This window comes from Vibrio sp. 10N.247.311.51, from assembly GCF_041467855.1.
GTDB classification, from domain to species: Bacteria; Pseudomonadota; Gammaproteobacteria; order Enterobacterales; family Vibrionaceae; genus Vibrio; species Vibrio coralliirubri.
Genome location: NZ_JBFSVK010000010.1, coordinates 21,181 through 45,221, shown reverse-complemented (window position 1 = coordinate 45,221; position 24,041 = coordinate 21,181). Strand labels below are relative to the sequence as shown.

General features: G+C 45.4%; 20 protein-coding genes. 5 read left to right on the top strand and 15 right to left on the bottom strand.

The features are described 5' to 3' along the window. Nucleotides 1-74: 74 nt before the first annotated feature. The 6 genes from AB6E85_RS11325 to zapE all read right to left on the bottom strand — a co-directional run bounded on the left by AB6E85_RS11325 (nt 75) and on the right by zapE (nt 5,180). Nucleotides 75-812 (bottom strand): cytochrome c1, encoded by a 738-nt coding sequence (locus AB6E85_RS11325; RefSeq protein WP_048614931.1) that lies wholly within the window; start codon nt 810-812, stop codon nt 75-77. Continuing rightward, nucleotides 809-2,074 carry a cytochrome bc complex cytochrome b subunit gene (locus tag AB6E85_RS11320; protein WP_017061435.1) on the bottom strand — a complete coding sequence of 422 codons (1,266 nt, stop codon included), beginning with the start codon at nt 2,072-2,074 and terminating at the stop codon, nt 809-811. Before AB6E85_RS11320 ends, AB6E85_RS11325 begins: the two co-directional genes overlap by 4 nt. Beyond that, entirely contained in the window at nt 2,074-2,664 is a 591-nt protein-coding gene (gene petA, locus AB6E85_RS11315) for a ubiquinol-cytochrome c reductase iron-sulfur subunit (RefSeq protein WP_017061434.1), read from the bottom strand. The genes AB6E85_RS11320 and petA overlap by 1 nt, the downstream gene beginning before the upstream one ends. Before the next feature lie 330 nt (nt 2,665-2,994). Further along, the gene (rpsI, locus tag AB6E85_RS11310; protein ID WP_004740758.1) at nt 2,995-3,387 is read right to left on the bottom strand and encodes a 30S ribosomal protein S9; all 393 of its coding nucleotides are present in this window, start codon (nt 3,385-3,387) and stop codon (nt 2,995-2,997) included. Between the two features lie 13 nt (nt 3,388-3,400). Beyond that, nucleotides 3,401-3,829, bottom strand: coding sequence for a 50S ribosomal protein L13 (rplM, locus tag AB6E85_RS11305; protein WP_010434689.1), 429 nt, complete (start codon nt 3,827-3,829; stop codon nt 3,401-3,403). A gap of 247 nt (nt 3,830-4,076) precedes the next feature. Beyond that, a complete protein-coding gene (gene zapE / locus AB6E85_RS11300) occupies nt 4,077-5,180 on the bottom strand; it encodes a cell division protein ZapE (protein WP_086971329.1) in 1,104 nt (367 codons plus the stop codon). A gap of 219 nt (nt 5,181-5,399) precedes the next feature. Between zapE and zapG the strand changes: the two genes are divergently transcribed. From zapG to degS, 3 genes are all read left to right on the top strand, one after another. After that, nucleotides 5,400-5,855, top strand: a complete 456-nt coding sequence (gene zapG, locus AB6E85_RS11295; RefSeq protein ID WP_019824592.1) for a Z-ring associated protein ZapG — start codon at nt 5,400-5,402, stop codon at nt 5,853-5,855. A gap of 126 nt (nt 5,856-5,981) precedes the next feature. Further along, nucleotides 5,982-7,337 (top strand): Do family serine endopeptidase, encoded by a 1,356-nt coding sequence (locus AB6E85_RS11290; protein ID WP_052880165.1) that lies wholly within the window; start codon nt 5,982-5,984, stop codon nt 7,335-7,337. Between the two features lie 158 nt (nt 7,338-7,495). After that, nucleotides 7,496-8,560 carry an outer membrane-stress sensor serine endopeptidase DegS gene (gene degS / locus AB6E85_RS11285; protein WP_017061430.1) on the top strand — a complete coding sequence of 355 codons (1,065 nt, stop codon included), beginning with the start codon at nt 7,496-7,498 and terminating at the stop codon, nt 8,558-8,560. A gap of 102 nt (nt 8,561-8,662) precedes the next feature. On the opposite strand, the gene parC is transcribed toward degS, so the two are convergent. The 6 genes from parC to nudF all read right to left on the bottom strand — a co-directional run bounded on the left by parC (nt 8,663) and on the right by nudF (nt 15,624). Continuing rightward, nucleotides 8,663-10,921, bottom strand: coding sequence for a DNA topoisomerase IV subunit A (parC, locus tag AB6E85_RS11280; RefSeq protein WP_372142707.1), 2,259 nt, complete (start codon nt 10,919-10,921; stop codon nt 8,663-8,665). A gap of 3 nt (nt 10,922-10,924) precedes the next feature. Continuing rightward, complete coding sequence (parE, locus tag AB6E85_RS11275) at nt 10,925-12,805, bottom strand: DNA topoisomerase IV subunit B (protein ID WP_017061428.1); 1,881 nt, start codon at nt 12,803-12,805, stop codon at nt 10,925-10,927. 239 nt (nt 12,806-13,044) lie between these two features. Continuing rightward, nucleotides 13,045-13,650 carry an esterase YqiA gene (gene yqiA, locus AB6E85_RS11270; RefSeq protein ID WP_048614924.1) on the bottom strand — a complete coding sequence of 202 codons (606 nt, stop codon included), beginning with the start codon at nt 13,648-13,650 and terminating at the stop codon, nt 13,045-13,047. Nucleotides 13,651-13,665: 15 nt separating this feature from the next. After that, a complete protein-coding gene (gene cpdA, locus AB6E85_RS11265; protein WP_017061426.1) occupies nt 13,666-14,490 on the bottom strand; it encodes a 3',5'-cyclic-AMP phosphodiesterase in 825 nt (274 codons plus the stop codon). Between the two features lie 59 nt (nt 14,491-14,549). Then, the gene (locus AB6E85_RS11260) at nt 14,550-14,990 is read right to left on the bottom strand and encodes a DUF1249 family protein (RefSeq protein ID WP_008222561.1); all 441 of its coding nucleotides are present in this window, start codon (nt 14,988-14,990) and stop codon (nt 14,550-14,552) included. 4 nt (nt 14,991-14,994) lie between these two features. Next, nucleotides 14,995-15,624: an ADP-ribose diphosphatase gene (gene nudF, locus AB6E85_RS11255; protein WP_372142706.1), complete on the bottom strand. Its 630-nt coding sequence runs from the start codon at nt 15,622-15,624 to the stop codon at nt 14,995-14,997. Between the two features lie 227 nt (nt 15,625-15,851). On the opposite strand from nudF, the gene tolC reads away from it, so the two are divergent. Continuing rightward, nucleotides 15,852-17,171, top strand: a complete 1,320-nt coding sequence (gene tolC, locus AB6E85_RS11250) for an outer membrane channel protein TolC (protein ID WP_019824182.1) — start codon at nt 15,852-15,854, stop codon at nt 17,169-17,171. 90 nt (nt 17,172-17,261) lie between these two features. Here tolC and hldE read toward each other — a convergent pair whose 3' ends face one another. The 3 genes from hldE to AB6E85_RS11235 all read right to left on the bottom strand — a co-directional run bounded on the left by hldE (nt 17,262) and on the right by AB6E85_RS11235 (nt 23,144). Continuing rightward, nucleotides 17,262-18,692: a bifunctional D-glycero-beta-D-manno-heptose-7-phosphate kinase/D-glycero-beta-D-manno-heptose 1-phosphate adenylyltransferase HldE gene (gene hldE / locus AB6E85_RS11245; protein WP_017061423.1), complete on the bottom strand. Its 1,431-nt coding sequence runs from the start codon at nt 18,690-18,692 to the stop codon at nt 17,262-17,264. A 121-nt stretch (nt 18,693-18,813) separates the two neighbouring features. Beyond that, the gene (gene glnE / locus AB6E85_RS11240; RefSeq protein WP_372142704.1) at nt 18,814-21,663 is read right to left on the bottom strand and encodes a bifunctional [glutamate--ammonia ligase]-adenylyl-L-tyrosine phosphorylase/[glutamate--ammonia-ligase] adenylyltransferase; all 2,850 of its coding nucleotides are present in this window, start codon (nt 21,661-21,663) and stop codon (nt 18,814-18,816) included. A gap of 224 nt (nt 21,664-21,887) precedes the next feature. Then, nucleotides 21,888-23,144 carry a methyl-accepting chemotaxis protein gene (locus AB6E85_RS11235; RefSeq protein WP_372142703.1) on the bottom strand — a complete coding sequence of 419 codons (1,257 nt, stop codon included), beginning with the start codon at nt 23,142-23,144 and terminating at the stop codon, nt 21,888-21,890. Between the two features lie 97 nt (nt 23,145-23,241). Here AB6E85_RS11235 and AB6E85_RS11230 point away from each other — a divergent pair, with 97 nt between their 5' ends. Then, a complete protein-coding gene (locus tag AB6E85_RS11230; protein ID WP_333007649.1) occupies nt 23,242-23,991 on the top strand; it encodes an ion transporter in 750 nt (249 codons plus the stop codon). The last annotated feature ends 50 nt before the right edge of the window (nt 23,992-24,041 follow it).

Sequence of the window (24,041 nt, the reverse complement as noted above, 5' to 3'; positions counted from 1 at the left end):
TAAAAACAATGGAGGCCTAAAGCCTCCATTGAACATTAACATAATTTGGGAATTAGCACGGTATTATAGCACAATTAGTGCACATCACGCCAATACTCTTTCTTCAGCAAAATCACGATGATAGTGAAGATTACTAAGAAGGCCATTACCCACCAACCCATAGCGTGACGCTCAAGTTGAACTGGGTCGCCCGAGTAAACCAAAAAGTTAACAAGGTCACGAACCGCTTCGTCGTATTCACCAGCACTTAATTCGCCAGAGCCATCAGTCTCAGTGCCAACAACAACCGTCACTTCCTCGCCATCTACCATATGAGTATCGTAGATTGGTGTTGGGATGCCTTGCAGTTCTTCAAGAACGTGCGGCATACCAACGCTTGGGAAAACAATGTTGTTCACGCCAAATGGACGAGACGGATCTTCATAGAAAGTACGAAGGTAAGTGTACAGCCAGTCTGCGCCACGAACACGAGCAACCAATGTTAGGTCTGGTGGCGGAGCACCAAACCAACTTGCCGCTTGATCAGAAGGCATAGCATTAACCATCAAGTCACCGATTTTCGCTTCAGGGTCGAAAATCAGATTTTCCTTCATAAGATCAACTGGGATCTCTAAATCATTCGCAACACGTTCATAGCGCTGGTACTGCGTTGAGTGACAAGCGAAACAGTAGTTCATGAACATCTTAGCGCCATTTTGCAATGAAGCTTTGTCTGTTAAATCATTGTTCGCTTTGTCTAATGGTACGTTTGCACCCGCTGCCATTGCCAGTGACGGCAACATAGCAAATAAAATTACAATCCACTTTTTCATTTGAATGTCACCCTTTCTGGTAATGGTTTCGTCGCTTCATTTTTACTGTAGAACCACAGTAAAACGAAGAACATGAAATAACCTAAGCTAAAGATTTGAGCAAGTAGCGTGTATGTTGGCGTTGCTGGAAGCGCACCAAGTACACCAAGCGCAATAAAGCTTATTGTGAATTGGATGATGTTAATCAAATGCAGTTTGCTACGGTAACGGTAAGAACGCACTTTACAACGGTCAAACCATGGTAGTAGGAATAGCACAACAATAGATGCGCCCATTGCTACAACACCTAGCAACTTATCAGGAACAGCACGCAGAATTGCGTAAAACGGCGTGAAGTACCATACCGGAGCGATGTGCTCTGGTGTTTTCAGTGGGTTAGCAGCTTCAAAGTTTGGCGGCTCAAGGAAGAACCCACCCATCTCTGGGTTAAAGAACAGCACATAACAGAAAAAGAATAGGAAACCAGCCACACCAACCATATCTTTCACGGTCCCGTATGGGTGGAAAGGAATAGAGTCAATGATGTCGTATTTCTTAGTGTAATCCTTGTGGAATGGGAACTGCGTTTTGTAGTCGTCGCCCATTGTGCCTTTAGGAAGTTTCGTCTCGATACCGTCTGGGTTGTTCGAACCCACTTCGTGCAGTGCTAGTACGTGAAGTACGATAAGCAGCAGAAGTACAATTGGTAGAGCGATAACGTGCAGTGCGAAGAAACGGTTCAGCGTTGCACCAGAGATGATGTAGTCACCACGGATCCAAAGCGTTAGGTCATCACCGATAACAGGGATCGCACCAAACAGAGAAATGATTACCTGAGCACCCCAGTAAGACATTTGACCCCATGGTAGTAGGTAACCCATGAAAGCCTCAGCCATAAGCACTAAGAAGATCAACATACCGAAGATCCAAAGTAGCTCACGAGGTTTTTGGTAAGAGCCGTAGATTAGGCCACGGAACATATGCAGGTAGATAACAACGAAGAATGCCGAAGCACCTGTTGAGTGCATGTAACGTAATAACCAACCGTATTCCACATCACGCATGATGTATTCAACAGAAGCAAATGCACCCTCACCTGACGGTACGTAGTTCATTGTTAGCCAAATACCCGTAAGGATTTGGTTAACCAGTACCAACATTGCCAAAGAACCGAAAAGGTACCAAAAGTTAAAGTTCTTAGGCATTGGGTATTCAGATAAATGCTTTTTATAAGCATTCATCGCGGGTAGACGTTTCTCTACCCAATCAAGCAATCCTTGCATTACGCGTCTCCCTCGTCCACACCGATCATGATCTTAGTGTCACTCAAATACATATGCTTTGGTACAACAAGATTCAATGGAGCTGGTACGCCTTGGAATACTCGACCTGCCATATCAAACTTTGAACCATGACAAGGACAGAAGAAACCAGACTTAACACCCTGAACTTGTTCTGCAAAAGAATCCGGCAGGTAAGTTGGAGAACAACCTAAGTGCGTACAGAAACCAACAGCAACGAAGAATTCCGGCTTAATTGAACGGAACTCGTTCTGTGCGTATTCTGGTTGTTGTTCAGCTTCAGATTGAGGGTCACGAAGTTGACCACCGATCGATTTTAGGTTTTCTAGTACCGACTCAGCACGGCGTACAACCCATACAGGTTTACCTTGCCACTCGACACGAACCATTTGTCCCGGTTCTAACTTACTGACTTCCACTTCCACCGGCGCGCCCGCAGCTTTCGCCTTGGCACTCGGATTCCATGATTTAATAAAAGGCACGGCTACAGCAGCTGCTCCTAAACCACCAACAACGGCTGTTGTTGCGGTTAAGAAACGCCTGCGACCGTTATTTAAAGGCGCGTTGCTCATCCAAACATTCTCCCATTTGCTCCTTGTGGATTGAAATAATTCCGATTAAAGAGCATGGCTAACAAAATATGTATTTAGTTCTATTTATTGACGGCAAATGATAAATAAAACCCTACTTTTTGACAAGATAAAGCTACCTTTTTGTAACAATCATGAGGCAAAGCGCACATTGGGTTACAAAAGCTTTCAAAATATAAGAATTTGGAAATAAAACGAGGAAGGGAAAGCGTTTAGAGGGGGTATAAAAACAAAAAGCCCGGCATATAGCCGAGCTTTGAACCACAATTCCAGTCGTAAAACTGGGAGCGTATACTTTTTCGTAAAGAAAAATTAACGCTTAGAGAATTGAGGTTTACGACGTGCTTTACGTAGACCAACTTTCTTACGTTCAACGCAACGAGCGTCACGAGTAACGTAGCCAGCTGCACGTAGAGCAGGACGTAGAGTTTCATCGTACTCCATAAGAGCGCGAGTGATACCGTGGCGGATTGCGCCAGCTTGACCAGAAATACCACCACCAGAAACAGTGATGTAAAGGTCAAGTTTCTCAGTTAGTTCAACTAGCTCAAGAGGTTGCTTAACAACCATACGAGAAGTTGGACGACCGAAGTAAACATCAAGGCTACGCTTGTTGATTACGATCTCACCAGAGCCTGGTTTGATGAAAACACGAGCTGCTGAGCTTTTGCGACGACCAGTGCCGTAGTATTGATTCTCTGCCATTTTCATAATCCCCTTAGATGTCTAGTACTTGTGGCTGTTGAGCAACATGGTTGTGCTCAGTACCAGCGTACACTTTAAGCTTACGGTACATCGCGCGGCCTAGAGGACCACGTGGAAGCATACCTTTAACTGCTAGTTCTAGAACCATTTCTGGTTTCTTAGCAATTAGCTTTTCAAAAGTGATAGTTTTAAGACCACCTGGGAACTCAGAGTGACGGTAGTAAACCTTACCCTTAGCTTTGTTACCAGTTACAGCAACTTTCTCAGCGTTAACAACGATGATGTAATCACCAGTGTCTACGTGAGGAGTGTATTCTGCTTTGTGCTTGCCGCGTAGGCGAGAAGCGATTTCACTTGCTAGACGGCCAAGAGTTTTGCCTTCAGCGTCTACAACATACCAGTCGCGTTTTACAGTTTCTGGTTTAGCAACGAAAGTTTTCATGCTAATAATTACCTATTTAAAAAATTTACACTTAAGGAATACTCGCGTATTCCCACTGTCTAAGAGTTACCATTCATCACCCCTTCGAGTGTTGGAAAACTCTTGGCATAACGTGATTTTACTCATCGCTAGAGGCCCGCAGTAACGGTAGGTCGCAGGATTATAGAGAAGAGCGAAGAAAAAATCACCTCTTTTTGAACAAAATCACGATTTTTTTAATTCTATTTCTTATTCGAGATAACCAAAGCTAACTTAAGTGTTCTTTTGCCAAATATTCATGGCTCTGCATTTCAATTAAACGTGACTGACAACGTTTAAATTCAAACTCTAGCTGACCATGGGTGTAGAGCTTTTCTAGCTCCACTTCCGCTGAAATAATCAGCTTCACATTACGCTCGTAGAACTCATCAACTAACGCAATGAAGCGCCTCGCAGCGTCATCTGAAGTCGCGCCCATTTGCAACACATCCGCCAATAGAACCGTGTGATAAACCCGAGACAACTCAATATAGTCGTTCTGGCTACGAGCAGACTGACAAAGCTGAGCAAAGGTACCATGCAGTACGCCATCACTCGCTTCGACTACATCTAATTGACGGTGATTAACCTCTATCTGCTTAAGCTTCTCTTTATCTTCGCCAACCAGCTGAGCGTAATACTTTTGGAGATTGATAGTCGCTTGGCTATCCAGCGGGTAATGGTAAATCTCAGCCTGTTCTAGGGTACGTAGACGATAATCAATGCCACTATCGACATTAAGGATATGACAGTTGTCTTGAATGAGCTTAATAGCCGGTAAGAAACGCGCTCGCTGTAACCCGTTGCGATACAGATCCGCAGGTGGAATATTAGAGGTCGCAACCAAGATAACGTTTCGAGCGAATAACTCTTGGAACAAGGTTCCTAGGATCATCGCGTCGGTGATGTCCGAAACAAAGAATTCATCGAAACAAATAATGTCCGCTTCTTCCTTCAACTTGTCTGCGACTAAAGGCAATGGATCACTCACATTACCTAGCGCCTTTAGCTCATCATGAACTCGATACATAAAGCGGTGAAAGTGAACACGCATTTTTTTAGTGGTCGGTAAGGCATCGTAGAACGTATCCATTAGGTACGTTTTTCCTCGCCCTACGCCACCCCAAAAATAGAGACCTTTCGGTGGCTGTGGCAGTTCTGGCTTTTTGCCCAGTAATTTCTGGAAGCGAGTCACTTGAGGAATGGGCGTATTCATGTAATCTTGAAATTGATGAAAGAGTTCATCTAAAGATTTTACGGCTTGCTCTTGTGCTGGATCTCTTTGAAATCCATGTTCTTTTATATCTTGTTCGTATTTTTTAATGGGATTCATGACGACATTTCCACAATGAAAGCAATATCAGGCAACAACTAAAAATGAGCCCAAACAGTACTAGGAATAACGTGATGTGGTGAATAATGCAGCATCAAACTGCTAGCTAGCGCACACGCATTTCTCTTTATACTGCGGCTTTCTCATAGTACCATGGAGCCGTATCACGTGTAACTAAGCAGTAACAAACATGTTAAAAAACAATAATAAGGAGCTGTTATGCCTTGGATGTATGCCGTTGCCGGTTTACTAGTCGGAGTTATTTTAGGGGTCGCTATTTCTCGTCTCATGACACCTGAATACAAAAAACAAAAGAACGTACAGAAAGAATTAGATAGCGCAAAGTTTGCCCTTGAGCAGCAGCGACAAGAGCTGGCTGATCACTTTGCGAAATCAGCAGAAATGTTGGACACATTAGGTAAAGACTACACAAAACTGTACCAACACATGGAAAAAACAAGCTCAGAGCTGATTCCTAACCTGCCAGAGCAAGATAACCCGTTTGTGAAAACAGCCGCTGCCCATTCGGACAAGCCACAAGAGAAGTCTTCAGCAAAAGAGGCGACACTTGAGGAACAACCGAAAGATTACGCTAATGGCGCAACCGGTTTATTTACCGAGCAGAAGAAAGAAATCATGGATGCTCCCGATGTTGTAACAGCAAAAGCATCGTAAACATTTAACACTTCTGTGAACTTTACAAAGGTTTTTGAGTCATAACTTTCACTCAGGTCATTTGAAACTTCTCATACTTATTCAACGTATAAGAGGGTTAAGACCTTAACTAGAGAGGAGTTTATGATGAAAAAACCTTTGCTTGCTTTATCAGTACTGACTTTAAGCTTAAGTTCAATCATCACCCCCATTCAAGCAACAGCCGCACTGCCATTAAGTGTGGGTAATGAACAATTACCGAGCCTTGCTCCTATGCTTGAACAAGTGACCCCCGCTGTGGTTAGTATTGCCGTAGAAGGCAAACAGGTACAACGTCAGCAAATCCCTGAACAATTTCAATTCTTTTTTGGTCCAGAACAAACACGAGAGCGTCCATTCCGCGGATTAGGCTCTGGTGTCATCATTGACGCCGAGAAAGGCCATATCGTGACCAATTACCATGTCATCAATGGCGCGGACGATATCAAAGTAAAACTGCATGATGGTCGAGAGTACGATGCTGAGCTTATCGGCGGCGACCAGATGTCTGATATCGCACTGCTAAAATTAGAAGAAGCCAAGAACCTTACCCAGATAAAAGTCGCAGACTCAGACAAACTACGAGTTGGTGATTTTAGTGTCGCGATCGGTAACCCATTCGGACTTGGGCAAACCGTAACATCCGGTATTGTTTCTGCACTTGGTCGTAGCGGCCTGAATCTAGAAAACTTTGAAAACTTCATTCAAACCGATGCAGCAATCAACAGCGGTAACTCTGGTGGCGCACTAGTGAACCTCAACGGCGAGCTAATTGGTATCAACACCGCCATTCTTGGCCCTAACGGAGGTAATGTCGGTATCGGCTTTGCAATCCCTTCTAATATGATGACAAACCTGACAGAACAAATTCTCGACTTCGGTGAAGTAAAACGCGGCATGCTTGGCGTTCAAGGCGGAGAAGTGACATCCGAATTGGCAGAAGCACTCGGTTATGAATCAAGCAAGGGTGCCTTTGTTAGCCAAATCGTCCCTGACAGCGCAGCCGATAAAGCAGGACTGAAAGCGGGCGATATTATTGTCTCTATTAATGGTAAACGCATTGATACCTTCAGCGAGTTAAGAGCTAAGGTCGCAACACTCGGCGCAGGTAAGCAGATTGAGCTGGGTGTGGTTCGTGACGGTAAGAGCAAAACCTTTGATGTGACGCTTGGTGAATCTACCAATAATAAAACACAGGCTGAGAAGCTCCATGAAGGACTAGCCGGTGCTGAGTTAACCAACACAACCGAGAGTGACTCGGCAACGGGTGTCAAGGTCTCGAGTGTTGCTCAAGGCTCACCAGCCGAAGCCTATCAACTCCTGAAAGATGACATCATCATCGGGGTAAACCGTCAAACGGTTAAGAACCTTGCTGAGTTTAGAGAGATTCTTGAAAAACAACCTGGTGTACTGGCGCTTAATATCCAGCGAGGCGACCGAACTATCTATCTTGTAATTCGATAGTCTTACGTCAGCGCAATTACAGGGAGGCCCAGTAAGTTTGCTTTAAACTTACTCAGTCTCCCTTTTCTTTAGATCAATCAAAATGCTATGCTTCACTTGTAATCAAGTTAGTCATCCATTGATGGAGGCTTCACACCTTACTTGTTGAAGAGGGAAACATGCTGTCCTTTCTATTTCGTTCTATTTCCCTTGGACTCGTTTCAGCGGCGCTTATTCTTCTCGCATTTCCGAGCTTAAGACCAGCGATTGTCGCTGACGTCACTAGCCCTAAAGTCGATAATATTGGCTCTCTTCAGATTTCATTTAACCAAGCAGTTCGCCGCGCGGCACCTGCAGTGGTTAACATTTATAGCCGTAAATACGCTGAAAGCGATCGCAACAAACTGCTCACACAAGGTTTGGGCTCTGGGGTGATTGTTAGCGAGAAAGGCTACATCATTACCAACTTCCATGTAGTGGCTCAAGCAGACCAAATAGTTGTGGCACTTCAAGATGGCCGAGTTGCAGCTGCGCAACTTGTCGGTTCAGACAAGCGCACCGATATCGCGATACTTAGAGTCAGCGGTGATAACCTACCAGTGATCCCACTCAACCCTAATTACAAAGCCAACGTCGGTGATGTTGTACTAGCTATCGGTAACCCATACAACCTAGGTCAAACAACAACCTTTGGTATCATATCTGCAACCGGCCGCTCTTCGATCAGTGCGGATGGCCATCAAGCCTTTATCCAGACTGATGCGGCAATCAATGAAGGTAACTCAGGTGGCGCACTGGTTAATTCACAAGGTGAGCTAGTCGGTATCAATACCGCTTCTTTCCAACAAGCTACCGACATGGAAACCTATGGGATCTCATTCGCTATCCCCTATCCGCTTGCTAATAAAATCATGGAAAAGATCATCGCCGATGGTCGTGTGATTCGTGGCTATATTGGTATCGATGGACAAGACATCAACTCAGTCACCTCACGTATGTTGGGTACTAAGAATATCGGCGGGATCGTTGTGTTGGGGATAGACCCTAATGGTCCGGCTGCCGATGCGGGTTTTGAAGCTCAAGACATTATTGTCAGTATCAACGATAACCAAGTAAATGGCCGCCAGAGTGTAATGGACATCGTTACCGACCTGCGACCGGGTACAGTTATCGATGTGGGTATATTGCGCCAAGGTGAAAGCAAAACCTTAAAGGTGACCATCGCCGAAGATACTCGCCTGTAGAGCAAACTCTGTAAGCAGTGATTCAAGCGGCTAATACACAAGTACAAAAAACCCAGCTCATAGGCTGGGTTTTCTTTTATCTAAAGATTGTTTCAAGTATCTCTACGATTCACTTTGCTCTTCGATATCGATGCGAGTCACTCGCTGTAGTCCTCTAGGCAGTAGACCACCACGACGACCACGTTCACCACGGAAGTTTTCAAGATCCGCAGGTTTCAAACCAAGCTTACGTTTACCGGCGTAGATAGTCAGCGTCGCATTCTCTGGGATAGCCATAAGATGTGAGACAAACTCTTCACGCTCTTTTGCTTTCGCAGAAGGGATGTTGATGATCTTGTTGCCTTTACCTTTGCTCAGCTGAGGTAGATCTTTAATCGGGAACAATAACATACGACCTTGGTTAGTAATCGCCAGAATCTGGTTACTGTCCAAGTCAGCAATAGGGCTTGGCATCATCACTTCAGAAGCTTGTGGCAAGTTAACCAAAGCTTTACCGCTCTTGTTCTTGGACAGCAGATCGCTACCCTTACAAACAAAACCATAACCTGCATCAGAACCGACTAACCATAATTGTTCATTCTCTCCCATCACCACTTGGCGAATAGAAGTACCTGGGCTGACGTTCAAGCGGCCTGTAATTGGCTCACCTTGGCTTCGCGCCGACGGTAATGAATGTGACTCAAGGGAGTAGCTTCGGCCATCACTGCCGAGGAACACCGCTTGCTGGTTACTCTTACCCTTAGCACTCGCTAAGAATTTGTCACCCGATTTGTAGTTCAAACCTTCAGCGTCAACTTCATGCCCCTTGGCATGACGAATCCAACCTTTCTCAGACAACACAACCGTGATTGGTTCGCTTGGTACTAAGTCGCGTTCAGTTAGCGCTTTCGCTTCAGCACGCTCAATCAGAGGTGAACGACGATCATCGCCGTATTTATCTGCATCTGCTTGGATTTCTTTCTTGATCAGCATATTCAAGCGACGCTCTGAACCAAGTAGCTTTTCAAGCTTTTCACGTTCAGCTTCAAGCTCTTCTTGCTCAGCTCGGATTTTAAACTCTTCTAACTTAGCTAAGTTACGAAGTTTAATATCAAGAATCGCATTGGCTTGAATTTCAGAGATGTTGAAACGGCTCATTAGGACAGGACATGGTTCGTCTTCTGTACGAATGATCTCAATCACTTCATCGATATTAAGATAAGCAGCAAGCAAACCTTCTAAGATGTGCAAACGTGCCAGTACTTTATCTAAACGGTACTGCAAACGACGACGAACCGTTGTGCGACGGAACTCAATCCACTCTTTCAGGATTTGAACTAAGCCTTTAACTTGAGGACGGTTATCTAAACCAATCATGTTCAGGTTAACGCGGAAGTTTTTCTCTAGATCCGTCGAAGCAAACAGGTGACTCATCAATTGGTCACAGTCGATACGATTTGAGCGAGGAACGACAACGATACGCGTTGGGTTCTCGTGATCAGATTCATCACGCAAGTCGTCAACCATTGGCAGCTTCTTAGCGCGCATCTGGTTAGCGATTTGCTCAAGTAACTTCGCACCTGACACTTGATGAGGTAAAGCCGTGATAACAATATCAGAGCCTTCCTTGTGCCAAACCGCACGCATCTTGATGCTGCCACGTCCAGTACGGTAGATCTTTTCGATGTCCGATTTCGGAGAGATAATCTCAGCTTCTGTCGGATAATCTGGACCTTGAATGAAACCCATCACGTCTGAAAGCTCAGACTTAGGCGTATCAATTAGGTGAATGGCTGCATTAGCGACTTCACGCACGTTGTGTGGTGGAATATCCGTCGCCATACCTACCGCGATACCCGTGATACCGTTAAGCAGGATATGAGGAAGACGGGCAGGCAACATTTGAGGCTCTTTCATCGTGCCATCAAAGTTTGGTTGCCAGTCAACAGTGCCTTGACCTAGTTCACCTAGAAGAACCTCAGCAAACTTAGATAATTTCGCTTCGGTATAACGCATCGCAGCGAACGATTTCGGGTCATCCGGAGCACCCCAGTTACCTTGACCATCGACCAATGGGTAGCGGTAAGAGAAAGGCTGCGCCATCAGTACCATCGCTTCGTAACAAGCAGAGTCACCGTGTGGGTGATACTTACCTAATACGTCACCAACGGTACGTGCTGATTTTTTGTATTTCGATGCAGCCGACAAGCCTAGCTCAGACATCGCGTAGATAATACGACGCTGTACTGGCTTCAAGCCATCACCGATATACGGCAATGCACGATCCATGATCACGTACATTGAGTAATTTAAGTAGGCATCTTCGGTGAACTTGCGCATTGGCAGCTGTTCAACGCCATCATATGTAATTTCGTTAGACATCCATTATACCTCGGCCATATCACCGTTAGTCTGTAGCCATGTACGGCGATCATCTGCACGTTTCTTACCAAGCAGCATGTCCATCATCTCGTTGGTCGCTTCGCTGTCGTCAATCGTTAACTGAACAAGGCGACGAGTGTTTGGATCCATGGTGGTTTCACGCAACTGAAGTGGGTTCATTTCACCCAGACCTTTGAATCGTTGCACGTTGATCTTGGCTTTCTTCTGCGATAGTCGCTCAAGCACACCGTCTTTCTCTGCGTCATCAAGTGCGTAGAACACTTCTTTACCGCAATCGATACGATACAGAGGAGGCATTGCCACATAGATATGACCCGCTTCAACTAATGCATGGAAATGGCGGGTAAACAATGCACATAGCAGTGTCGCGATATGAAGACCATCCGAGTCCGCATCGGCAAGAATACAGATCTTACCGTAACGCAGGCCTGATAAATCATCGTTGTCCGGGTCGATACCCAAAGCCACCGAGATGTCGTGCACTTCTTGCGAAGCCAATACTTGGTCTGCTGACACTTCCCATGTATTTAGGATCTTACCGCGAAGTGGCATCACCGCTTGGAACTCACGATCACGTGCTTGTTTAGCAGAACCACCCGCCGAGTCCCCTTCCACGAAGAAGATTTCGGTACGGCTTAAATCTTGAACTGAACAGTCAGTTAGCTTACCCGGCAGTGCCGGGCCTGAAGCGATTTTCTTACGCACAACCTTTTTGCTTGCGCGCATACGGCGGTGTGCATTCGCAATACAAGCTTCTGCTAGCTGTTCTGCCAGTTGTGGCTTTTCGTTCAACCACAGGCTAAACGCATCTTTAACCACACCAGACACAAACGCAGCAGTTTGACGGGAAGACAAGCGCTCTTTTGTTTGACCAGCAAACTGCGGATCTTGCATCTTCACCGATAGTACGTACGAACAGCGATCGAAAATATCGTCGCCCGTTAACTTAACGCCACGCGGCAGAAGGTTACGGAATTCACAGAACTCACGCATTGCATCAAGCAGACCTTGGCGAAGACCGTTTACGTGTGTACCACCTTGTTTAGTCGGTACTAAGTTCACGTAACTTTCGGTGATCATATCGCCGCCTTCTGGCTGCCAGATGATCGCCCAGTTTGCCATTTCTGTTTCAGCAACGAATTCGCCAACATACGGTTCTTCAGGCAGTAAGGTGTAACCTTTCACGCCTTCGGCAAGGTAGTCTTTTAGGCCATCTTCATAGAACCATTTATGCTCTTCGCCACCGACTTTGTCGATAAAGGTAATTTCTAAACCTGGGCAAAGCACTGCTTTTGCACGTAGGTTGTTAATCAGACGAAGTGTCGAGAATTTAGGGCTATCGAAGTACTTAGGATCAGGCCAGAAATGCACTGATGTACCGCTGTTACGATGACCACAAGTGCCCGTTACAGTAAGCTCTGTTACTGCATGACCGCCTTCAAGTGCGATCTCGTGAACCTGACCTTCTCGGCGTACGGTCACTTCAACACGTTTTGACAGCGCGTTTACAACCGAGATACCTACACCGTGCAGACCACCCGAGAACTTGTAGTTGTTATTCGAGAATTTACCGCCAGAGTGGAGCTTAGTTAAAATCAGCTCAACACCTGAGATCCCTTTTTCAGGGTGAATATCGACAGGCATACCACGGCCGTCATCGGTAACTTCTAACGATTGGTCTGCATGAAGTACCACTTTGATCTTCTTAGCGTGTCCCGCTAGTGCTTCATCGACCGAGTTATCAATGACTTCTTGGGCAAGGTGGTTAGGTCTTTCTGTCTCGGTATACATTCCCGGGCGGTGTCGCACAGGATCGAGACCTTCAAGTACCTCGAGGTCTTTTGCATTATATTGTTCAGTCATAATACGGAGTTTACTCAAAAAGTTTGCGTCAGTTCGCTAGCTCCAGTTTCACTAAAGCAGAATCATTACTATGAACCGTCATAGTAGAGCGAACGAGCGAAGTATTGGGGAATATAGTCTGGAAGCTGAGTAATGATGTCAAGCTAGTTCAAAAACTAAGACATCAAACTATGATATTTCACCATTGATAGATGAAATAACAGGCAAACAAGAGAAAATCACTTGGTTGGTGGAACAGATTAAAGATTTAGAAAGGTGATGATTTGTTGTGGGTAGCGTTCAAAATCAACAAAGCTATGATCCCCGCCCTCTTCTACTGTCTGTGTTGCACCTTGGTACTTCTCTACCGCTTGTCGGTAATCCAGAACTTCGTCTTCCGTTTGCTGAAGTAACCAGAAGTCGCTCGGCTTAGCGATAGCCGAAACCTCTAACGCCTTCAGTTCATCAATATGCTTTGTTTCCAGTACATATCGTTCATCTGTGTATGGGTTTACTTGTTCACCTAAATAGTCAGCAAGAAGTTCATACGGCTTCACTGCTGGGTTTACAACCACCGCCTTAAAACCATAGTGACTATTCAGCCATGTTGAAAGATAGCCACCCAGCGAGCTACCGACCAACGCTATTTGATATTGCTCTTTGTATTGCTTCACCAGCTGCTGCAAATGAAGTGCCGCTTGCTGAGGGAAACTCGGCAGTTGAGGAGTTACAACTTTAATATCAGCGCGATGCTCCGCACAGTAATCTGCCATCACATTCGCTTTATGAGAACGTGATGAGCTGTTAAACCCATGAATATAGAGAAGCAGTGATGGCTTAGCGGTTTGCTGATTAGAGCCTGTCATCAATAACCACCTTCATTAGTAACCAGCAGCCTTAAAATCAGGCAAGAACTGCCCATGAGGCAGACGACGAACTTGCGTGCTCACTGTTCCGTCTTGATGTAATTCAATCTCTCTCCAACCCGGAGACAAAGTATCGACCGCGAAGTCATCTGAGTTAGGTTTGAATTGCACACAAGTCGATGGGGTTGCCATGACTTGTACACCATGATGATCTCGGTTCATGTCTTGATGAACATGACCACAAAGTACCGCTTTAACATTGGTGTGCTGTTGAACCACATCCCAAAATTGATCGGCGTCTTTTAGGTTATGTTGATCCAACCATGCGCTGCCAACCAACAATGGATGGTGGTGCAATAGAACCAAGGTATTACGTTCAGGGAACTCCGTCAGCTTCTGTTCTAACAGGTCAAGCTGTTGATCGCTGAGGCGACCATGAGGCACACCAACCACCTGCGAGTCTAGCATCACCATCTGCCAGTTATCGCCTAGCAAGACATGCTCAACACACTGTATTTGTGGTGATGGTAAAACACTGCCCATATTAGGCTTAAAGTCATGGTTCCCTGGCAGCCAATAGCATGGCTTTTCCAAAGGTTGAATCCCTGACTCAAATTTCTGGTACGACTCAGCACTGTGATCTTGAGAGATATCACCGGTTGCTAAAATCGCTTGATAGTCAAAACCCTGACTAACAATGCCATCGACTACAGCACGAAAGCTATCTTGAGTGTTGATGCTTAATAAGCTGCCATTGCTCGGCGCAAATAAATGCGTGTCCGTTAGCTGCACCAGCTTAATAGTGCTCTCATCAAATTTTGAAGTGTGTGATAATTCCAAAATAACAAATCCAGATACGTTACTGTTTAGACTTTAAAAGTGTTGATAAATCGGCTCAATTAAAAGGCAATTGGGGTTCGGCTGATACCAGTTTTTAAACAAAACGTTAACCATTCCCCAAGAAATTTATTCAATTGAAATTTCTCGTCCTTTTGCAGAAGCTTAGTGTTGGGATAGTCATATTTCGCTTTGACTCGCGAAAAATCCCCGCTAGCGCACACTTCTGCAACTCGAGCGTCGTGATATAGCCTGACAGACATTTTTGGCAAAGGAAACACTGGCATCGCGTCACTCTGACATATATCTATTAATGTGGTGTATTTTGTGACCTCATTCACTGTCAATTGATACACCATATTAACGGCTTGGTAACAGCGAACGTCACCAACCTCATGCCCAACAGGTAACAAAGCGTTCAGTTTGGCATAGTTAGTCTCGTAAACTCGCATCAATTCAGCAAGATCAACATGATACGGTTTTTTGACCGCGATATTTGGCATGACGTTAATCTATCCACTCTGACTGTAATTCTTGGTAGTTCAATTGTAGCCACTGTAGCGCAATGATCGTGGCTCCATTTTCAAATACACCATCTTTTACCAACTGATAAGCTGCTTCGCGACTCATCACTTGTACACGAATGTCTTCACCTTCGTAGTCCAATCCGTGTACCCCTTTGGCTGTCGTTGCATCAACACAGCCAACAAAGACGTCGAGCTTTTCAGAGCAACCACCAGATGAAGGGTAATACGAAGTAATAGGCAACACAGACCCGACTTCGACTCCGGCTTCTTCCATCGCCTCACGACGAGCGACATCTTGTGGTGATTCATCGGTATCAATGATCCCAGCAACAATTTCGTATTGCCATGGGTTCTCATGCTCTAGGGCACCGACACGGATCTGTTCAACGATCACCACTTCATCTCGCACAGGGTCATAAGCTAGCAAAGCGGCAGCGTGTCCACGCTCAAACATCTCACGCTCTATTGGTTGGCTCCAGCCGCCCTCAAACAGTCTATGTTTAAATGTGTACTTAACCATTTTGAAAAAACCACGAAACAGCGTCTCTTTTGAGACTATTTCCACATCTTGCGGAGTAAACTCATGTCGTTGATTGTCATACTGTTGCATTTGGTACCTCACTAAGTGATCTTTATAGTTTACTCATTGTCCGAGTTAACTACCAAGGATAAGGTTCAACTTTTTATATAAAATTTATAATTAAAGTTAAGTTTTAAAAAATAAATATTGCACAAGTGGACAGTTAACTGTAAAAAAGTGCAAAGTTTCGAGTAAATTACCACCAAACTGGGTTAAACTCTTTTAAAGAAAATTCCATAAAAGGCAGGAATAGGAAAATGAAAAAACTGCTTCCACTATTTATCAGTGCAGCAATTGGCAGCCTGAGTTCGTCAGCTTTTGCTGATACGCTAGCTGAAGTTTACGACCAAGCAAAACAGAACGATCCACAACTTCTTCGTTCAGCAGCGCAGCGCGATGCCGCTTTTGAAGCAGTAACGTCAAGCCGTAGCTCTTTGTTACCGCAAATTAATCTAACAGCTAACTACGATATTAATCGTGGTGACCGAAGCGATATGAGCAATGATAACAACCAATGGGGTGTTGGCATTGGTTTCAGTCAGGAGCTTTACCAGCGTTCTTCTTGGATCACTCTAGACACGGCAGAGAAAACTGCTCGTCAATCTGATTCAGCTTACGCGGCAGAACAACAAGCCTTGATCCTTCGTGTTGCGACAGCATACTTCGAAGTGCTTCGAGCTCAAGATAACCTAGAGTTTGTTCGTGCAGAGAAAGCAGCGGTTGCTCGTCAACTAGAGCAAACTAAACAGCGTTTTGAAGTAGGTCTTTCAGCAATCACCGATGTACACGATGCGCAAGCTCAGTACGATGGCGTTTTGGCTGATGAAGTTCTTGCAGAGAACGACCTAACGAATAGCTACGAAGGTCTACGCGAGATTACAGGTCAGGAACACTCTAACCTAAGCATCCTAGATACTGATCGTTTCTCAGCAAGCAAATCTTCTGAATCTGCAGTTGCACTTGTTGAACAAGCAGAACAAAAGAACCTTAGCTTATTGGCTGCACGTATCTCTCAAGATGTAGCGAAAGATAATATCTCTCTAGCAAGCTCTGGTCACCTACCAAGCTTAACGTTAGATGGTAGCTACGGTCTTGCAGAACAGACAGACAGCTCTAACAGCGTAAATGACTACGACTCTGACAACCTAAACATCGGTTTGAACTTAGTTGTACCTCTATACACGGGTGGTAGCACAACTTCTTTGACTAAACAGGCTGAATACAACTACGTTGCAGCAAGTGAAGATCTAGAAGCGACTTACCGTAGCGTTGTAAAAGACGTACGTGCATTCAACAACAACATCAGTGCTTCGATCGGTGCTCTACGCGCTTACGAACAGTCTGTAGTGTCTGCTCAGTCTGCTTTAGAAGCAACAGAAGCTGGTTTTGATGTAGGTACTCGTACTATCGTTGACGTACTAGATTCAACTCGTCGTCTATATGATGCGAACAAAAACCTTTCAGATGCTCGTTACAACTACATCCTAAGTGTACTTCAGCTTCGTCAAGCGGTTGGTACGCTAAGCGAACAAGACATTGTTGATGTAAACGCAGGTCTAAAAGTAGCAAGTAAGTAACTCTTAATTACTCAAGTTACCGTTACAAAAATGCCGCTCATTGAGCGGCATTTTTATTATCTGTCGAATATTGGTATTGAGCGCTAAAACTTAGCCTCGACCACCTTTAATCGCTTTAATGATTTCAGTGGTAGAGCAACCATCTTCAAAGTTAAGTACTTTCACTTCACCACCAGCAGCAATCACTTCCGCGCCACCAGCAATCTCTTCAGGCTTGTAATCACCACCTTTCACAAGAATGCTTGGCAGTACCTCAGAGATTAAACGTTGAGGGGTATCTTCAGAGAATGGCACAACCCAATCAACTGCACCTAAGCCAGCCAATACCGCCATACGACGATCAGTTGGGTTCACAGGGCGACCAGGGCCTTTCAAGCGTTTCACTGATTCGTCCGTATTCACCGCAACGATCAAACGATCGCCCAACTCAGCCGCATGGTTCATGTAAGAAACATGACCAGCATGTAGAATATCAAAGCAGCCATTGGTCATAACTACTTTCTCGCCTTTCGCACGAGCACGCTTCACCGCTTCAACCAGTGCCGCTTCAGAGATAACACCGTAGTCTGTGTCTTGACTACCGTGAATCGCTTCCGCTAACTCAATCGTAGACAGTGTAGATGTACCAAGCTTACCTACTACCACACCCGCAGCAGCGTTCGCCAGTGCACACGCCTCATCCAGTGGCTTACCAGCAGCAACAGAAGCCGCCAGTACCGAGATAACCGTATCACCCGCACCCGTCACGTCATACACTTCTTTCGCTTGAGTCGGCAAGTGGAATGGTTCCAAACCTTTGCGAAGCAAAGTCATACCATGTTCGCTGCGCGTTACCAACAAAGCCTCGAAATCAAACTCTTCGATTAACGCGAGTCCTTTTTCGATCATTTCTTCTTCAGATTTTACTTTGCCAGCAACCAACTCGAACTCAGCCATGTTTGGCGTCAATAAAGTCGCACCACGGTAGCGTTCAAAGTCTGCGCCTTTCGGGTCGATAAACACGGGAACTTTTGCTGCGCGTGCTTTTTGGATAAAGCTCTGCACATGCTCCAACGCACCTTTTGCGTAATCAGATAGAATTACCGAGCGCACATTTGGCAGCGCTTGCTCCATACGAGATAAAACAAGCTCAGGGTCCGTATTCTCAAATTTGTCTTCAAAATCAAGGCGAATTAGCTGCTGACCACGGCTCATCACTCGCAATTTAGTAATGGTTGGGTAATCTTCTAACTCAACGAAATCACATTTAACCTTCAGTGCGCCTAAGGTATTTTTTAACACCTCAGCAGGCTCATCTTTACCGGTCAAACCAACGATATGAGCATGGCCACCAAGAGAAGCAATATTCATTGCTACGTTGGCTGCACCACCAGGACGCTCTTCGTTATTTTCTACTTTTACAACGGGTACAGGCGCTTCTGGTGAAATACGGCCAGTTGGGCCATACCAGTAACGGTCAAGCATGACGTCACCGACAACAAGAACGCCTGATTGGCTGTAGTCAGGTAGAATTGGTTTCATTATGGATCTCCAAAAATCGAATCTGGCTAGAGTCTAGCACACTGATTACAGAGGCTAAACTATAGATAAATGAGTAAAAGCCTATCAAGATAGACACATCCGTCACTACTCTGTGACTGGATTATGCTTCCATCCACTGCTTCCATGCTTGAACAACATGTTCTCTTTCCATTTCAAACTTTTCAATCGCCACATCCGCATCAAGATTGAGTAGATTACGGTGGTGGATTTCATCTCTTAATGTTGTATAAGCATGAGTTAATGCCATGCCTTGCTGTTCGTCCATAATCCCTTGTGACAACAAGCTTTCGAAGATTCGTACATTATCACACCAACGAGTAAGCTTTGGCTTATCATTACTGTACCGAAGCACTAAATATTGCGCCAAGAATTCAATATCGGTAATACCACCCGCATCTTGTTTGAGCATGAATCGATCAGCTTTTTTACCGCCTAAATGGCCGCGCATTTTTTCACGCATATCCACAACGGACTTTTTGAGTGTTGCCTCATCACGCGCTAAGCACAGAACCTCATGACGTGTTTTGTTAAATGCCGAAGCCAATAACTCATCACCATAAATCATGCGAGCGCGAGTCAAGGCTTGGTGTTCCCAAGTCCACGCGTCATTGTGCTGATACTCGTCAAAGGCATCGGTTGGACTCACCAACAGGCCAGATGCACCCGAAGGGCGTAGGCGAGTGTCTACTTCGTACAGAATGCCAGAAGCAGTTCTGGTCGAGAAAATATGAATAATACGCTGCGCCAATCTTAAGTAGAATTGGCGTCCATCGATCTCTTTCTTACCATCAGTATAGATGTGTACCGGGCAGTCGTGCATGAACACAATATCGAGATCGGAGTTATAGCCCAGCTCCCAGCCCCCCACTTTACCGTAGCCGACAACCGCAAAACCGCGACCTTCACGGTCTTTAAGGTGAGTCGGCTCACCAAACTTAGCTGACACCTGCAGCCAAGCTTGGTTAACGCCAGCTTCAACAATCGCTTCGGCTAAGTAGGTCAAATGATCACTGACCTTCATGACAGGTAGAGCACCCGCTATATCCGCGGCTGCAATTCTCAAAATACAGGTCTGCTTAAACTGACGCAGGCCTTCCATCTGTTGCTCCATATCATCTTCAGGGATACGGGCTAGGTAATCACGCAGCTCGGTCTTGTAAGACTCTAAAGGCACTGGATTGTAAAGTTGTTGAGGGTCGATAAGTTCATCTAACAGGATTGGATAACGACCCAACTGCTCCGAGATCATCGGACTTGCCGTACATAAACGAACTAACTGAGTCAACGCTGCAGGGTGTTCATCTAGCAGCTCAAGGTAAGTGGTACGCGTAACGATTTTATGCAGCAGATGCAGTACTCGCGACAAACCAAACTCGGCATCCTTAGCGGTGTACAGCGCTTGAAAGACTTTTGGCATCAGTCGATTGAGGACTTCACGCCCGCGTGGACCAAGAGTCTTCTTAGCTAAGTCGGCTTTAAACTGAATAATCGTTTTTGCCGCTTCGGGTGGGCTAGCGACCGCAATATCATGCTCCAGAACATGTTCAATCACATCTGGTTTATGGGCCATATCCCACAGTTCGCTAAAATGACTCGCGATCGGATTAGCGTCATCTTCATCAACGCCAATTAGGTCTTCGAACACGGTATGTACATTCGCCATATGGGCGCGAGTTGCCACAATCAAGCTATCCCAATCGAAAAATTGCATGGCAACCGCAAGCTGCAGTTGTTCGAATTCACCGTCAGGTAAGGTTTGAGTTTGCTTATCAGCCATGGCTTGTAACAGGTTCTCAAGGCGACGCAAAAACAGATAAGCTTCTCGTAGGTGCCCCACCTCTTCAGACTCTAGCAGATGAAGGGATTCAATCGCACTTAAGGTTTCGAGTAACCCTCGACCGCGTAAGCTAGGCTCGCGTCCACCACGAATCAATTGGAAGACTTGCGCAATAAACTCAACTTCACGAATACCACCAGAACCCAGTTTGATGTTGTTTGATAAGCCACGACGGCGCACTTCGCTGCTGATCATAGACTTCATTCGGCGCAGAGATTGAATCGCACTAAAATCAATATAACGGCGGAACACAAACGGACGTAGCATTTGGCGAAGCTCTTGATACTCAGGATACATCTCGCTGCCCATCACGCGCGCTTTAACCATAGCGTAGCGTTCCCAATCGCGCCCTTGCTCTTGGTAATAGTCTTCAAGTGCGGCATAGCTCATCACAAGTGGACCACTCTCACCAAACGGGCGCAGGCGCATGTCGACTCGATAGCAGAATCCATCGAAGGTTTGCTGATCAAGCGCCTTGATAATACGTTGCCCCAAACGCGTGAAAAATTGTGCGTTGGCAATGCTGCGTCTTGCACCTTGGGTTTCACCATTCTCTGGGTAGGTGAAGATCAGGTCGATATCGGAAGAGAAGTTAAGCTCACCGCCTCCTAACTTACCCATACCAATGATCAGCATCGGTTGTGCTTCACCTTGCTCATTACAAGGTGTGCCCCACTCTTTACAACAAACATCGTACTGCCATTGGTAGGTTTCGAAGATCATCGCCTCAGCCAACATCGATAGATGATTTAGGCTCTGCTCTAGCTCCCACGCCCCCATAAAATCACGCCAAGCAATGTAGGTCATTTCTCGATTTCGGAATTGACGCAGCACGCGCTGACCGCTCATTTCATCGATGCAACCAGAAAGTAATTCAGCCAGTCGTTCTCGGTACGCTTCAGCGCGTTCTTCGCATGCCAACATATCAGGTAAGTCACCACATAAAACCGTATCACGCTGCAGGCAATCACCAATAAAACAGCTTAAACCGAGTACACGTTTAAGATCTTCAGTCAGTGGCTCAGACCAAGTATTGATGGCTTCACTTTGATGCTCTAATAATTGATCAAAAGCAGACTGGGAGTGAGTGATGAGTTGAGAAGGCAATGGCATGTTTCTTCCTTGTATAAGCTGCGCGCCGAACAATCGGTTTATCGATTCAGTTCTTCAATAACGAGTTTTCATAACTAAAGGTAAGTTATACCAAAGTTACGCCAATAAAAAACGCCCACATTAGCAATGTGGGCGTTTTATCGATTAACTTATCTGGTAGACCTTACAACCGAGAAACCGTCTCTGGAAATAAGCCTTTACCGATGAAGATTCGGTGCTGAGGACTAAACCTTAAATTGCTTAATCTTACCGTCGAGTTCTTGTGCGTTGCTTTCCATAAGCTGAGAGGTCTCTAGCAGTTCACCAACCACCACTACTGAAGCTTCAACAAGCTCGCGTACATTAGTCAGGTTGACGCTCATCTCTTCAGCAACACTGCTCTGTTGACCTGCAGCGGTCGCGATCTGGAAGTTCATATCATTGATTTGATTGACTTGGCTTACGATGCCGTCAAGCTCACTTCCCGCGTTAGTCACCAGATCAACACCTTCTGCAGCTTCAACAACACTCTTCTCCATCAGTTCTACCGCAGAGTTAGCGCTGCTTTGTAGATGACTGATCATGTCTTGAATCTCTACCGTTGCTTGCTGAGTGCGCTGTGCAAGGTTACGAACCTCATCGGCAACAACCGCAAAACCACGACCCGCTTCACCTGCACGTGCCGCTTCAATCGCAGCGTTCAATGCTAATAGGTTTGTTTGTTCTGAAATGCCTTGGATAGTACCAACCACACTGCCAATTGAGTCAACTCGTTCTTCTACTTGGTTTACCGCTGCTGCAGATGCTGCGATATCTGAAGATAGCTCACTCATCTTAGACACTGATCCTTGAACGAACTTCTGGCCAGTAAGAGCTTGGCCTGATGCCTGTTCCGTCAATGACGAAGCGCTTTGCGCATGCTCAGCGACAGTTTGTACCGTCGACGTCATCTCACTCATTGCTGTTGCCAGCTGATCGATCTCGTTGAACTCTTCTTGAACTGAATCTTTGGTTTCAGACATGCTGATGGTCATCACTTCCGTCAGAGCAAACAGCTCATCAGAAGAGGCCACCTGAGTTTTGATCATGTCGTTCAGTTGAACGCGAGTTTTTTCAAGTTCACGTGCCACGTCGCCGTATTCATCTTTACAGTCCATTTGAATCGGCACTGATAAGTTCTTGTCGGCCATGGTTTTAATTGCGTCATTAAGGTATTGAGTCTGGCGCAGCATAACGCGCGCCGCTGCTAATAGAAGAACCACAAACACAATGATCATTAAGGCTGTTTGCCAAGCCACTTGAACTAGGTAAGTCTCGTAATGCTGTTGTGCGACTTGCGCATTGTTGGTTACAGCAAGCAATGAATCATAAAACGTACTTGCGTCCCATAGCTGCTTCGAAATGATCAAGATAGTGCTGAATATCATCAACATGACCATTTTTGGAACGAGACGAACGTCAGAGATTACCCTTTCCCACGGCTTGAATGACAGTTTAGTCATTGTCAGTTCTCCATTAATTCTTATATATTGATGGCTTCTATATCCGCGAGGTGGCTATGTCAGTCAAAGTTCGCGATTTATTTTGAGCCTCGTATGAATGTTGAATAATACCAAAGACGCCACCAAGCCGATGAGCTTATTGTCACTGATTCTCTCTTTCTTAGCGTTATTTGTGATCTCAGGCTTATTGTTCGTACCGATCGATAAAGAATCGAAACAAGTCCTTATCGGCCTCGATTTTATAATCTGTAGTGTTTTTCTTTTTCAGCTCACGATTGATCTATTCAGATCACAAAACAAAAAAGAATTTCTAAAAGTACACTGGATCGATTTCTTAGCAAGCATCCCAATGATCGAACCACTTCGTTTCGCTCGCATTTTTCAGATCCTGCGTGTCATTCTTGTGCTTCGCTCGGGTAAACGCGTTTTCAGAGAGCTATTCCGCAATCGCAAAGAAACCACCCTCGCCTCAATTATATTGTTGCTGGTCATTCTCCTGACCATTGGAGCTGGAACAATATTGCTGTTAGAGCACAAAGATCCCAATGCCAACATCACCACTGGCCAAGATGCTTTATGGTGGGCTTTCGTTACTATCAGTACGGTGGGATATGGCGATCATTATCCAGTCACGAGCTCAGGAAAATTAGTCGCGTCTATGGTGATCATTTGCGGTGTCGGTGTGTTTGGTATGATTTCAGGCTTGATTACTTCTTTGATCACCTCCCCAACTCATCATGAGAATCAACGAGCGGAAAACAAAGAGAAACACCTTGAGAAGATCATCGAGCAGCAACAAAAGATCTTAGAGCGACTCGAAAAACTTGAGCAACAAACAAAAAAATAGGGCCGTAGCCCTATTTTCAAATTCATACTTATATTGATACGGTTGTTGAG